The sequence below is a fragment of the Streptomyces sp. NPDC005141 genome, from assembly GCF_053599975.1.
Genome location: NZ_JBSFYW010000008.1, coordinates 59,743 through 72,599, shown reverse-complemented (window position 1 = coordinate 72,599; position 12,857 = coordinate 59,743). Strand labels below are relative to the sequence as shown.

Below are 12,857 nucleotides of genomic sequence, written 5' to 3'. Positions count from 1 at the left end.
TCGGGGATTCCGAGTGGCACTGACCACAGATAAAACGGTCATAAAGAGCGAGCCCCGCCAAAAGACGGGGCTTTCATGAGCGCAGCGGCATCGAGTGACCGCGATGCGTGGCGAGGCCAGCGAAATTCTCTGTCGAAACGTTATGAACACTGTGGCCGACCGTGTCAAATGACACAGCCGGCTCCAATGCGTCTACGACAACTTCCATAGGGAGCCGTCGACTTGGCCGCTAACGCAGCCGGGCCATGAGGGCGTGCTCGACCAGCGTGATCAGAGCGCTCTTCGCGTCCGCACGGTGTCGGGCGTCCGTCGTGATGATCGGAGCGTCCGGACCGATCTGAAGCGCCTCGCGGACTTCCTCGGGGTTGTACGGCTGGTGACCGTCGAAGCCGTTGAGGGCGATGACGAACGGCAGACCGCTGTTCTCGAAGTAGTCGACCGCGGGGAAGCAGTCGGCGAGACGCCGGGTGTCCACCAGGACCACCGCGCCGATGGCGCCGCGGACCAGGTCGTCCCACATGAACCAGAAACGGTCCTGACCCGGCGTACCGAAGAGGTAGAGGATCAGGTCCTGGTCGAGGGTGATACGGCCGAAGTCCATGGCCACCGTGGTGGTGGTCTTGTCCCCGGTGTGGGTGAGGTCGTCGATCCCCGCCGAGGCGGAGGTCATGACGGCCTCGGTGCGCAGCGGGTTGATCTCCGAGACGGCACCCACGAACGTGGTCTTGCCGACACCGAAGCCACCCGCTACGACGATCTTCGCGGAGGTGGTCGCCCGGCCTCCGTCAGAGCTTGCGAAGTCCACTGAGCACCCTTTCGAGCAAAGTCACGTCCGGCGCGCCGCCGTTGTTCTCATCGCCGCCAGGCTGGTGAATGGCGACGAGTCCGGCCTCCGCGAGGTCCGCGACGAGGATCCTGGCCACACCGAGAGGCATGGACAGGAGGGCCGACACCTCGGCCACCGACTTCACTTCCCGGCACAGGTGGCAGATGCGCTGGTGTTCGGGCAGCAGCCCCATCAGCTGGGCCGGATCGGCCGTGGTGCTGATCAGTGCCTCTATGGCGAGTTGGTACCGCGGCCGTGTCCGGCCGCCGGTCATCGCGTACGGACGTACCAGCGGCTGGTCGCCCTCGTCCCCGTACGGCTCAGCGTACGGATCATGAGAGGCGGTAGGCGGGGTCATGAATCCTCCGGGCGGGACAGCAAGTCGGTCAGTCGTGCCGTCTGTTGGGGCCGGTGGGGGGATTGTGGCGGCCGGACGGTGATTTCGTGCGGTGTCTGGATCCGGCGGCGGTCAGTGAAGCAGACTGCCTTGTAGTTCGGCGCGCAGGTCCGGCGTGAGGACGGCGCCCGCACGGTCTACGAGGAGTGCCATCTCGTAGCCGACGAGACCGATGTCGCACTCCGGGTGGGAGAGGACCGCGAGGGACGATCCGTCCGAGACGGACATCAGGAAGAGGAAGCCGCGCTCCATCTCCACGACCGTCTGGGCCACCGCTCCGCCCTCGAAGATCCGGGAAGCCCCGGCGGTCAGCGAGGTGAGTCCGGAGGCCACGGCCGCCAGTTGGTCGGCGCGGTCGCGGGGGAAGCCTTCGGACATTGCCAGAAGGAGTCCGTCGGCGGACACGACGACGGTGTGGGACACCCCAGGGGTGTTGTCCACAAAGTTGGTGATCAACCAGTTTAGGTTCTGTGCCGCCTGGCTCATCGGGCTCAACTAACGCTCCTGCTGGTGAGTGGGGCTGGGGAAGCTGCCGGTCTGGCCGTTGGGAGCGGCTTGTCGACCTTGCTGAATGCCCCTACGGAGGTTGGTCAGCCGGCCTCGTACGTCATCGGGCGCACGAGAGACCTGCGGACCACTTTGGTGCTGTTGCTGCTGTGCCGTACCCGCGACGAGGTTGGCTCGCGGGACGCGGCGCGGCAGGCCTGAGGTGGTTACCCCGCCCGCCGACGGTTGACGGACGCGCTCTGCCTGCTTGACGAGATCGTCGTTGGGAGAGCTGCGCCACGTGGCAGTGGCCGGTGCGGCGGCCGGCCGCTGCTGCGGAGCAGGGGGAGTCTGCGGCTGCTGGGGGGCAACCTGCGCGGACCCCTGGGAACCGTTGTTCTGGGGAGCACCGTTGGCGGGAGCGCCACCGTTCGCCTGACCGTGGAACCAGTTGGTCTCCAGCGTGTCGAACAGGGGGGTGCGGCCGTCACCGGGACCCGAGGCCGGCGGAAGCGCCTCGGGCTCCTGCGGGCGTACGGGAGGCTGCGGGGTACCCGGCCGCTCGTACTGCCCGGTGGACGAAGAGTCCTGGCCGTTGCCGTAGCCGGGCGTCGCGAACTGCCCTGTGGACGTGGGGTCCTGGGAAGCTCCGTAGCCCGGCCGGGCGAACTGGCCGGTGGACGACGGGTCCTGAGAGGCGCCGTAGCCCTGGGTCGCGAACTGCCCCGTGCCGACCGGGTTGTGGCCGACGGAGGACGGGTTGCCGGGACCGTAGCTGTCCGGGCGCTGGTACTGGCCGGTGTGCTGGCCGTTGTTCTGCGGCGCACTCGCGCCGGGGCGCGGGGCGTCGAAGTCGGGACGGGCGAACTCCGAGGTGGAGGCGGGGCCCTGGCGGTCGTCGATCCGCGGCATGCGCGAGGTGGCGTCGGGGTCCTCGTGACCGCGCGGGGTGTCGAGGGCCGAACGCGGCACCGGCGGCTGAGCGTTGTCGTCGCTCCAGCTCGGCGTGCGGGAACCGTTGTTGCCGCCGGGCAGCTCGGCACGCGCACCACCGCGTCCCGGAAGCTGCGGCCGGCGTCGGCTGCCCTTGCCGCCCGTCGGTGCCTGCGGCGGCGCGGCGGCCGCGGGGCCGCTGTCGCCGAAGGCGTTCTGACGGGCGCCGGAGGTGTCGCCGAAGGCGTTCTGGGAGCCGGATCCGTTGCCGTAGCCCTGCTGCGGCGAGCCGTTCTGGCCCTGGAAGCCCTGCGGGCTCTGCTGCCCGAAGGCACCCGCACCGGCCGGAGCCGGCCTGCCCTGCTGACCGGCACCCGGACCACCCTGCGGACCACGCGCACCGCCGGGAGCACCCGGGCGACCGCCCTGGTTGCTCGTGGGCAGTGCGGCCCGCGGACCCTGGCCCGCGCCGACCTGCCCGCGCTGCGGCGGGGCACCGAGCGGTCCACCGGGGGCGGTGGGGGCTCCGGCACCGAGCGAGGGACCGCCCTGCGAGCCGTTGGGGCGACGGGCGGCTGCCACACCGGCCGAAGCCTGCGCGGCGGCAGGGCCGCCGCCCGGGGCACCCTGGCCCGGCTTGTTCGGCATGGGCTTCTTGCCGCCCTGCGCGACGTCCACGGGCAGCATGACCAGCGCGGTCGTACCACCGGAGTCGGACGGACGCAGCTGGATGCGGATGCCGTGGCGCTGCGACAGACGACCGACCACGAACAGACCCATGCGGCGGGAGACCGAGACGTCCACGGTGGGCGGTGCGGCGAGCCGCTCGTTGATCGCGGCGAGGTCCTCGGGGGACAGACCGATACCGGTGTCGTGGATCTCGATCAGCACCCGGCCGTCGGGCAGGGCGTGACCGGTGACCTTGACCTTGGTCTGCGGGGAGGAGAACGAGGTGGCGTTCTCGAGCAGCTCTGCGAGCAGGTGCACGAGGTCGTTGACCACGCGGCCGGCGACCTCGGTCGTCGGGACCGAGGAGAGCTCGATGCGCTCGTACTGCTCCACCTCGGAGGCGGCGGCGCGGAGGACGTCGACCAGCGGGACCGGACGGGTCCAGCGGCGGCCGGGCTCTTCACCGGCGAGGACCAGGAGGTTCTCACCGTTACGGCGCATGCGGGTCGCGAGGTGGTCGAGCTTGAACAGCGAGGAGAGCTGGTCGGGGTCGGCCTCGCGGGACTCCAGCTCGGATATGAGCGAGAGCTGACGCTGGATAAGACCCTGGGAACGGCGCGAGAGGTTGGTGAACATCGCGTTGACGTTGCCTCGCAGAAGGGCCTGCTCGGCGGCGAGGCGGACGGCCTCGCGGTGCACGTCGTCGAAGGCCGCGGCCACCTGGCCGATCTCGTCCCGGGAGTGCACACCGACCGACTCGACGGAGGTGTCGACGTCCTGCGGGTCCGACTCCGAGAGCTGCTTGACCAGCTCGGGCAGGCGTTCCTGGGCGACCTTGGTCGCGGTGTCCTGCAGGCGGCGCAGCGAGCGGATCATGGACCGGGCCACGACGAAGGCGCCGACGAGCGAGACACCGAGGACGAGCAGGATCAGCACACCGGAGACGATGGCTTCACTCTGGGACTCGTTGCGCAGCTGACGGGCCTTCTGCTCCATCTCGCCGAGCAGCGTGGTCTCGATCGTCGACATCTTGTCGATCTTGGCCGAGTCGTCGTCGATCCAGTCCTTGTAGGACTGCTTGTCCTGCGTCCGCAGACCGTCCCGGCCGCTCAGCACACGCGCGGCGTACTTGTCGGCGGCCTGGATGGTCGGGTTGTCGACCTCGATGGGCTTGAGCAGGTCAGCGCTGCCGTCGCCGTAGATGTTCTTGAAGCCGCTGATCTCGGACGCCTGGCTCGCCAGCGCCGACTGCGCGTACAGCTGGTCGTTCTTGGAGAGCGTTCCGAAGACCGTCGGGCGCTCGGGCAGTGCGGCGGCGATGACGGCTCGCTGGACGGACGCGTACTCCTTGGCGGAGGAGAAGGCCGACAGCGCACGGGTGCGCTGGATCATCTCCGGGTTGCTGGTCGCCTCGGCCATGTCCTGGGAGAGCGCGAGAAGCCCGGTGATCAGGCGGTGGTACGCCTCGACCGTCTGGGTCGCGTTGTCGGGGTCGTTGTAGGCGTCGTTGCGGATGCTGACGAGCTTGTTCAGCTCGCTCGCGATGCCGACGAGGCTGTCGCGGACACCGGACAGCTGGCCGTCGGCCGTGGCGTCGTCGATGTCCTGCGTGCCCTGGAGGAAGTGCTTCTTGGCGAGGTCGGTGTCCTCGCGCACGCCCTTGACCGTGTAGTCGTTGGAGGGGGCGTTGTGCGCCAGCGGGCCGGCCGACTGGTCACGCTCCTCCTGGAGCGCGACCGCGAGCTCGGTCGCCTGCTTGGTCATCTCGGTCAGCAGCTTCATGTTGTCGAGCTGCTGGATGTCGTCCATCGACTGGTTGATGCGGAGCGCACCCAGCGAGGTCGCGGCGACCACGGGGAGAGCCAGCAGCGAGACCAGTCGCGTCGAGATGCGCCAGTTCCGCAGAGCTACGCGCGAGCCGTGGCTCGGGGTGCTCGTCGGCTTGGCGGCCGGTGTGGTGGCGGGAGCCTTGGGCTTCGCGCCGGCGCGAGCGGAGTGTTCACCGCTGCCGCCGACCTCTGCCGGTCCCGGGTTCTGGGCGTGCTGGGGCGAGGAACCGCGGTCGGTCCCGCCGCGCGGCTCCGGCTCCGCCGAAGCGCTGCCATCCCTCTTGAAACGTCCCTGCACTAGCGTCGCAACCTCTGGACCAGGCGCCCCTCCGCTGGAACGGCGGGACGGTGTCGGCGTTGTACAAAGGCGCAGTCGCGCCTCTTTGATGTGGTCTGGGTGACCGGCGCAGGTTCCCCCTTCCCGCCGCCACTCGGCGCTGCGTTGCGCCCCTGCGCGCCGGATCGTGATTCCGCGGCGGTCCGTGGAATTCCAGCACAGTGCAGGATCTCCAACAAGGGCCGAGTACCAGGCTGTGACCTCCGTGACAGCATGTGAGGAGGACATCACGAGGTGTGTAAGGGGATCTCGTACATATCGGGCGTATGCCGACGAGCCGATGGTGTATATACCCTGTCCCAGTCGCCATGATCAGGAGCGGAATGATTGCTTCAGTGGAGCAATGTCCGTTTGGTCGGCCGGGGTTGGGGGTCGGAGTTGACCGGTTTGTCCCTCGGTGAGTGAGGAAACTCACACGTAGATCATGGCGTCTTCACGGCATCGCCCGGGAATTGCATGTTTAGCCTGACGCTTTACAGGGATGGCGAATCCGACAACCCGCGCCTGTCCGGGCCTTTCGCAGGCCCAGCCCGGCGCCCAGGACGACAAGGTCGAGTACAACGGTGAAGACGACGATGATGTTCCGCAACATAGCCAACCCGCGACGCACGACGCTGGCGCACCTCGAGGACGCCGACGCCCTGCAGACGCCGGAGCGGCCGGAGCACTCGGTCGACCTTCCCCTCCAGACCGCGAACCCCCGCCGCACCGTCCTGGTGGACATCCCGGTCGCCGCCGTCGCCGCGGAGTAAGCACGATGGCCTGAGCGGGGCCCGCGCCCGGCGCGCGGCCCCGCCGGTCGTTCACGGCCCGGACAGGGGCCTGAGGCCCACCGCACCTGGCCGGCGCCCCGACGTTCACCGTCCCGGCGGATATGCGCGAAGCGCGCGCCCCTTGCCGCGTTAGCCTGGAGCGTCAGACTCCAGCCAGCTCAGTGAGGGGCGCAAGGATCCCGTGCGCATCGCCAGATTCTCCATCGACGGCAACGTCGCTTTCGGCGCGGTCGAGGGCGACAGGCCGGACGAGCTCGTCCTCGACATCATCAGGGGCATCCCGTTCGCGGACTTCGAGCTCTCCGGTACGAAGGTCCCGCTGAGCAAGGTCAGGCTGCTGCCGCCGGTGCTCCCGAACAAGGTCGTGGCCTTCGGCCGGAACTACGCGGAGCACGCCAAGGAACTCGGCAACGAGGTGCCCGACGCCCCGTTCGCCTTCTTCAAGCCGTCGACCTCGGTGATCGGCCCGGGCGACCAGATCCAGTACCCCTCCTTCTCCAGCGAGCTGCACCACGAGGCCGAGCTCGCGGTCGTCATCGGGCGCATGTGCCGCGAGGTCCCGCGCGAGCGCGTCAAGGACGTCATCCTGGGTTACACCTGCGCCAACGACGTCACCGCCCGCGACGTCCAGAAGCGCGAGAAGCAGTGGGCCCGGGCCAAGGGCTTCGACAGCTCCTGCCCGCTCGGCCCCTGGGTGGAGACGGACCTCGACCCCGCCGACCTGACCATCCAGTGCACGGTCAACGGGCAGCAGCGGCAGCTCGGCCGCACGAGCGAGATGATCCACTCCATCGAGGACCTGATCGTCAACATCACCGAGGCCATGACGCTGCTCCCCGGCGACGTGATCCTCACCGGCACCCCGGCTGGGGTCGGCCCCCTGAACGTCGGCGACGAGGTCGCCGTCACCATCGAAGGCATCGGCACTCTCACCAACAAGGTGATCAAGCGTGGCTAACGCGACTGTCCGCGTACGTTTCTGTCCGTCCCCGACCGGCAACCCCCACGTGGGCCTGGTCCGCACCGCCCTGTTCAACTGGGCGTTCGCCCGGCACAACGAAGGCACCCTGGTCTTCCGCATCGAGGACACCGACGCGGCCCGCGACTCCGAGGAGTCGTACGACCAGCTGCTCGACTCGATGCGCTGGCTCGGCTTCGACTGGGACGAGGGCCCCGAGATCGGCGGCCCGCACGCGCCGTACCGCCAGTCGCAGCGCATGGACATCTACCAGGATGTCGCCCGGAAGCTGCTGGACGCGGGCCGCGCGTACCCCTGCTACTGCTCGACCGAGGAGCTGGACGCCCGCCGCGACGCCGCCCGCGCCGCCGGCAGGCCCTCCGGCTACGACGGCCACTGCCGCGACCTCTCCGCCGAGCAGAAGGCCGCCTACGAGGCCGAGGGGCGTGCGCCCATCGTCCGCTTCAGGATGCCCGACGAGGCGATCACCTTCGACGACCTGGTCCGCGGCGAGATCACGTACCTCCCGGAGAACGTCCCGGACTACGGCATCGTCCGTGCCAACGGCGCGCCGCTGTACACCCTGGTCAACCCGGTCGACGACGCCCTGATGGAGATCACCCACGTCCTGCGCGGCGAGGACCTGCTCTCCTCCACCCCGCGGCAGATCGCCCTCTACAAGGCGCTGACCGAGCTCGGCATCGCCAAGGAGACCCCGGCCTTCGGCCACCTCCCGTACGTGATGGGCGAGGGCAACAAGAAGCTCTCCAAGCGCGACCCGGAGTCCTCGCTCAACCTCTACAGGGAGCGCGGGTTCCTCCCCGAGGGCCTGCTGAACTACCTCTCCCTGCTGGGCTGGTCGCTCTCGGCTGACCGCGACATCTTCTCCATCGACGAGATGGTCGCCGCCTTCGACGTCACGGACGTGAACCCGAACCCGGCCCGGTTCGACCTGAAGAAGTGCGAGGCGATCAACGCCGACCACATCCGCATGCTCGACGTGAAGGACTTCACCGAGCGCTGCGCCCCCTGGCTGCGCGCCCCCTTCGCCCCCTGGGCTCCGGAGGACTTCGACGAGGCCAAGTGGCAGGCGATCGCCCCGCACGCCCAGTCGCGGATGAAGGTCCTCTCCGAGATCACGGACAACGTCGACTTCCTGTTCCTGCCGGAGCCTGCCGTCGACGAGGCCTCCTGGACGAAGGCCATGAAGGAGGGCAGCGACGCCCTGCTCCGCACGGCCCGCGAGAAGCTGGACGCGGCCGACTGGTCCTCCGCGGAGTCCCTCAAGGAGGCCGTCCTGGCCGCCGGTGAGGAGCACGGTCTCAAGCTCGGCAAGGCTCAGGCCCCGGTCCGCGTCGCCGTCACCGGCCGCACGATCGGCCTGCCGCTCTTCGAGTCCCTGGAGATCCTGGGCAAGGAGAAGACGCTGGCCCGCGTCGACGCCGCGCTGGAGCGACTCGCCGCGTAGCCACAGGGTGTACGTACAGGGGGCGGTGTCCGGTTCGGGCACCGCCCCTTCGGTGTGCGCCGACCGGTCACCCCGAGCGCACCGCTCCTGTTCGACGTCCGCTCCCGCCGGGTGCTACGACCACGACCGGCCGAGGGACGGCGCCCCGGGCGCGGGGATACGGTCGGTCCATGAGCATCGACGCCGTGGTCTGGGACATCGACGACACGATCTTCGACTACACGGCCGCCGACCGGGCGGGTATGCGGGACCACCTCGTGGCCGAGGGCCTGCTCGACGGGCACACGTCCGTCGAGCAGACCCTCGCGCGCTGGCGGGAGGTCACCGACGCGCAGTGGGCGAGGTTCTCGGCCGGTGAGACGGACTGGCAGGGCCAGCGCCGGGAGCGCGTCCGGGTGTTCCTGGGGGAGCCGCTGAGCGACGCCGAGGCCGACGCGTGGTTCGACCGGTACATCACGCACTACGAATGCGCCTGGACCCTCTTCCCCGACGTCCTGCCCGTCCTGGACAGCCTCGTCGCCAGCCACCGGCACGCGGTCCTGTCCAACTCCAGCCTCCTCGTGCAGGACCGCAAACTGCGCGTCCTCGGTGTGCACGACCGCTTCGAGGCGATCCTGTGCGCCGCCGAACTCGGCGTCTCCAAGCCCGCCGCGGCCGCCTTCCACGCGGCCTGCGAGGCCCTGGACCTGCCGCCGCACCGGGTCGCCTACGTCGGCGACCACCCTGAGATCGACGGACGGGGCGCCGCCGAGGCGGGTCTGCTCTCCGTCTGGATCGACCGGGACGGCGCGCACCCCGCGCCCGACGGTCCGCCGACGGGTCGGCACCGCATCTCGTCGCTGATCGAACTGCCCGCCCTGCTCGGCGCCGATACCCGTTTTGGAGCGTGGTCCACCTTCGGGTAATGTTCTTTCTGCGCCGCCGGGAGCGGGCCGAAAGGCCGGAGCTCGGGGGTGCTAGCTAAAACAAAACCCCCATGGGGGGTTGCGTTTAAGTGGGCTATGGTGTAATTGGCAACACTACGGTTTCTGGTACCGTCATTCTAGGTTCGAGTCCTGGTAGCCCAGCTCGCAGAGCTCATCTGCACACGCGGATATCCAGATCCGCAACGCCCCCGTTGTGTAGCGGCCTAGCACGCTGCCCTCTCACGGCAGTAGCGCCGGTTCGAATCCGGTCGGGGGTACAGATCCTTCCCAGGGGGACAGTCCGGGTCGCACCCGCTGACTCTCATGCAGGATCGCTAGGGCCCCCGTTGTGTAGCGGCCTAGCACGCTGCCCTCTCACGGCAGTAGCGCCGGTTCGAATCCGGTCGGGGGTACTGGTCTAAACCACCATGGGCTATGGTGTAATTGGCAACACTACGGTTTCTGGTACCGTCATTCTAGGTTCGAGTCCTGGTAGCCCAGCTCGGGTCTGCGGAAACGCAAGATCCAAGGCCCCCGTTGTGTAGCGGCCTAGCACGCCGCCCTCTCAAGGCGGTAGCGCCGGTTCGAATCCGGTCGGGGGTACGCGATGCGAAAGGGTCTCCACTTCGGTGGGGGCCTTTTTCGGCGTTTCCGGGGCGGTCCACCCGCCGGGCGCGCTCGGACGATTCCGTACGCCGCGCCGACTCTCCCCATCTCCCTCTCCACTCCTTCCCTCCCGCTCCCTCTCCTGCGTGCCACGTGCCGGCCGGAGATCAACTCGGCGTACGGTGCCATGAGTTCGCTCACGCCGGAAAAGAGGGCGCGGGGTGCGCGGGCCTCGGGGCCGGCACACCCCGCGTACGGGACGGTGCGCATCGGAGAGGGCCTGCCGCGGCGTTGAGGCCGGCCCGTCCCGTCGCGCGGGAGTGGAGAGAAGGTCAGCCCGTGCGGCGCAGAGCCTCGGAGAGGCGGCCGGCGGCGTCGATGACGGCCTGCGCGTGCATACGGCCCGGGTGACGGGTCAGGCGCTCGATCGGTCCGGAGACCGAGACGGCGGCCACGACACGGTTCGAGGGGCCGCGGACCGGCGCGGAGACGGACGCCACGCCCGGCTCGCGCTCACCGATCGACTGGGCCCAGCCCCGGCGCCGTACTCCCGACAGGGCGGTGGCGGTGAAGCGGGCGCCCTGCAGACCGCGGTGCAGCCGCTCCGGCTCTTCCCAGGCCATCAGGATCTGGGCGGAGGAACCGGCCTTCATGGTGAGGGTGGAGCCGACCGGGACGGTGTCCCTCAGGCCGGACAGCCGCTCGGCCGCGGCGACGCAGATACGCATGTCGCCCTGGCGACGGTAGAGCTGCGCGCTCTCGCCCGTGATGTCCCGCAGATGCGTGAGCACGGGGCCCGCCGTCGCGAGGAGACGGTCCTCACCGGCGGCCGCGGCCAGCTCGGCGAGGCGGGGCCCGAGAATGAAACGGCCCTGCATGTCGCGCGCCACCATGCGGTGGTGTTCAAGTGCCACGGCGAGGCGATGTGCCGTGGGTCGTGCCAGTCCGGTCGCCGCGACCAGGCCCGCGAGGGTGGCCGGACCGGACTCCAGAGCGCTCAGGACAAGGGCTGCCTTGTCCAGAACGCCGACGCCGCTACTGTTGTCCATGAAACGATACTCGCGTCTCACTCTGTGAAACGCAAGTTCAATTTCCGGTGGAACGCGCCACCCTTGTACACAGAGCGGCCCGCGGACCAACGGGCCCGGCGGACGACGTCCGGACGAGGGGTACGGAACGTCTGCCGCCCCGGAAATCTCTAGTTGGGCCGGCGCCACACAAGCCGGCCGGAGGGAAAGCGATGGGTAGGACACTCGCGGAGAAGGTCTGGGACGACCATGTCGTCCGGCGCGCCGAGGGCGAGCCCGACCTCCTCTTCATCGATCTGCACCTGCTGCACGAGGTGACCAGCCCGCAGGCCTTCGACGGTCTGCGTCAGGCGGGGCGCCCGGTGCGCCGCCTCGACCTCACCATCGCCACCGAGGATCACAACACCCCGACCCTCGACATCGACAAGCCCATCGCGGACCCGGTCTCCCGGATCCAGCTGGAGACGCTGCGCAAGAACGCCGCCGAATTCGGTGTACGGCTGCACTCGCTGGGCGACGTCGAGCAGGGCGTGGTCCACGTCGTGGGACCGCAGCTGGGTCTGACCCAGCCGGGCACCACCGTGGTCTGCGGTGACTCGCACACCTCCACGCACGGTGCCTTCGGCGCCCTGGCGTTCGGTATCGGCACCTCGCAGGTCGAGCATGTGCTGGCCACCCAGACGCTGCCGCTGGCCCGTCCGAAGACCATGGCCATCACGATCGACGGTGAACTGCCCGACGGCGTCACCGCGAAGGACCTGATCCTGGCGATCATCGCCAAGATCGGCACCGGCGGCGGCCAGGGCTACATCCTGGAATACCGCGGCTCCGCCATCGAGAAGCTCTCGATGGAGTCCCGGATGACCATCTGCAACATGTCGATCGAGGCCGGCGCCCGCGCGGGCATGATCGCCCCCGACGAGACGACCTTCGCGTACCTCAAGGGCCGCGCCCACGCCCCCGAGGGCGAGGAGTGGGACGCCGCGGTCGCGTACTGGAAGACCCTGAAGTCCGACGACGACGCCGCGTTCGACGCGGAGGTCGTCGTCGACGCCGCTTCGCTGTCGCCGTTCGTGACCTGGGGCACCAACCCCGGCCAGGGTGCGCCGCTTTCGGCGAACGTCCCCGACCCGGCTTCGTACGAAGACGCTTCGGAGCGCCTGGCCGCCGAAAAGGCCCTGGAATACATGGGGTTGACCGCCGGACAGCCGCTGCGCGACATCAAGGTCGACACCGTCTTCGTAGGTTCGTGCACCAACGGCCGTATCGAGGACCTGCGGGCGGCCGCCGAGATCGTCGGGGGCCGCAAAGTCGCCGACGGTGTACGGATGCTGGTCGTCCCCGGCTCCGCGCGGGTCGGTCTGCAGGCCGTCTCCGAGGGCCTGGACGTGGTCTTCAAGGAGGCCGGCGCCGAATGGCGGCACGCGGGCTGCTCGATGTGTCTGGGCATGAACCCCGACCAGCTGGCCCCCGGTGAGCGCTCCGCGTCCACCTCCAACCGCAACTTCGAGGGCAGGCAGGGCAAGGGCGGCCGGACGCACCTGGTCTCGCCGCAGGTCGCCGCCGCGTCGGCGGTCCTCGGCCACCTGGCCTCCCCGGCCGACCTGTCCGACGCCCCTGTGCCCGCTGGAGTCTGAGAGTC

10 protein-coding genes and 5 tRNA genes are annotated in these 12,857 nt (G+C 69.4%); 10 read left to right on the top strand and 5 right to left on the bottom strand.

Annotated elements, in window-relative coordinates; all coding sequences use genetic code 11:
- Window positions 1-229 precede the first annotated feature (229 nt).
- The 4 genes from ACWD68_RS08825 to ACWD68_RS08810 form a co-directional block, all read right to left on the bottom strand.
- Complete coding sequence (locus ACWD68_RS08825) at window positions 230-805, bottom strand: GTP-binding protein (RefSeq protein WP_028802395.1); 576 nt, start codon at window positions 803-805, stop codon at window positions 230-232.
- A complete protein-coding gene (locus ACWD68_RS08820) occupies window positions 786-1,184 on the bottom strand; it encodes a DUF742 domain-containing protein (protein WP_059131717.1) in 399 nt (132 codons plus the stop codon). The genes ACWD68_RS08825 and ACWD68_RS08820 overlap by 20 nt, the downstream gene beginning before the upstream one ends.
- A 111-nt stretch (window positions 1,185-1,295) precedes the next feature.
- Entirely contained in the window at window positions 1,296-1,709 is a 414-nt protein-coding gene (locus tag ACWD68_RS08815) for a roadblock/LC7 domain-containing protein (protein WP_266765867.1), read from the bottom strand.
- 9 nt (window positions 1,710-1,718) lie between these two features.
- A complete protein-coding gene (locus ACWD68_RS08810) occupies window positions 1,719-5,438 on the bottom strand; it encodes a nitrate- and nitrite sensing domain-containing protein (protein ID WP_451805763.1) in 3,720 nt (1,239 codons plus the stop codon).
- A 602-nt stretch (window positions 5,439-6,040) separates the two neighbouring features.
- On the opposite strand from ACWD68_RS08810, the gene ACWD68_RS08805 reads away from it, so the two are divergent.
- From ACWD68_RS08805 to ACWD68_RS08765, 9 genes are all read left to right on the top strand, one after another.
- Window positions 6,041-6,229: a hypothetical protein gene (locus tag ACWD68_RS08805; RefSeq protein WP_451805762.1), complete on the top strand. Its 189-nt coding sequence runs from the start codon at window positions 6,041-6,043 to the stop codon at window positions 6,227-6,229.
- Between the two features lie 202 nt (window positions 6,230-6,431).
- Complete coding sequence (locus ACWD68_RS08800; RefSeq protein ID WP_451805761.1) at window positions 6,432-7,208, top strand: fumarylacetoacetate hydrolase family protein; 777 nt, start codon at window positions 6,432-6,434, stop codon at window positions 7,206-7,208.
- Window positions 7,201-8,676: a glutamate--tRNA ligase gene (gene gltX / locus ACWD68_RS08795; RefSeq protein ID WP_451805760.1), complete on the top strand. Its 1,476-nt coding sequence runs from the start codon at window positions 7,201-7,203 to the stop codon at window positions 8,674-8,676. Before ACWD68_RS08800 ends, gltX begins: the two co-directional genes overlap by 8 nt.
- A 170-nt stretch (window positions 8,677-8,846) precedes the next feature.
- Window positions 8,847-9,581: an HAD family hydrolase gene (locus ACWD68_RS08790; protein ID WP_451805759.1), complete on the top strand. Its 735-nt coding sequence runs from the start codon at window positions 8,847-8,849 to the stop codon at window positions 9,579-9,581.
- Window positions 9,582-9,671: 90 nt separating this feature from the next.
- Window positions 9,672-9,743: transfer RNA gene (locus ACWD68_RS08785), tRNA-Gln, on the top strand.
- Between the two features lie 43 nt (window positions 9,744-9,786).
- Window positions 9,787-9,859: transfer RNA gene (locus tag ACWD68_RS08780), tRNA-Glu, on the top strand.
- 62 nt (window positions 9,860-9,921) lie between these two features.
- Window positions 9,922-9,994: transfer RNA gene (locus ACWD68_RS08775), tRNA-Glu, on the top strand.
- 16 nt (window positions 9,995-10,010) lie between these two features.
- Window positions 10,011-10,082, top strand: a tRNA-Gln gene (locus ACWD68_RS08770).
- A gap of 29 nt (window positions 10,083-10,111) precedes the next feature.
- Window positions 10,112-10,184 (top strand) — tRNA-Glu (locus ACWD68_RS08765).
- Between the two features lie 335 nt (window positions 10,185-10,519).
- On the opposite strand, the gene ndgR is transcribed toward ACWD68_RS08765, so the two are convergent.
- Entirely contained in the window at window positions 10,520-11,236 is a 717-nt protein-coding gene (ndgR, locus tag ACWD68_RS08760; RefSeq protein ID WP_028806673.1) for an IclR family transcriptional regulator NdgR, read from the bottom strand.
- A gap of 191 nt (window positions 11,237-11,427) precedes the next feature.
- Between ndgR and leuC the strand changes: the two genes are divergently transcribed.
- Window positions 11,428-12,852 (top strand): 3-isopropylmalate dehydratase large subunit, encoded by a 1,425-nt coding sequence (gene leuC, locus ACWD68_RS08755; protein WP_451805758.1) that lies wholly within the window; start codon window positions 11,428-11,430, stop codon window positions 12,850-12,852.
- The last annotated feature ends 5 nt before the right edge of the window (window positions 12,853-12,857 follow it).

Coding starts and splice junctions, on each gene's coding strand:
- ACWD68_RS08820 (WP_059131717.1), bottom strand. CDS start 1,184: ATGACCCCGCCTACCGCCTCTCATGATCCGTACGCTGAGCCGTACGGG.
- ACWD68_RS08815 (WP_266765867.1), bottom strand. CDS start 1,709: ATGAGCCAGGCGGCACAGAACCTAAACTGGTTGATCACCAACTTTGTG.
- ACWD68_RS08790 (WP_451805759.1), top strand. CDS start 8,847: ATGAGCATCGACGCCGTGGTCTGGGACATCGACGACACGATCTTCGAC.
- ndgR (WP_028806673.1), bottom strand. CDS start 11,236: ATGGACAACAGTAGCGGCGTCGGCGTTCTGGACAAGGCAGCCCTTGTC.
- leuC (WP_451805758.1), top strand. CDS start 11,428: ATGGGTAGGACACTCGCGGAGAAGGTCTGGGACGACCATGTCGTCCGG.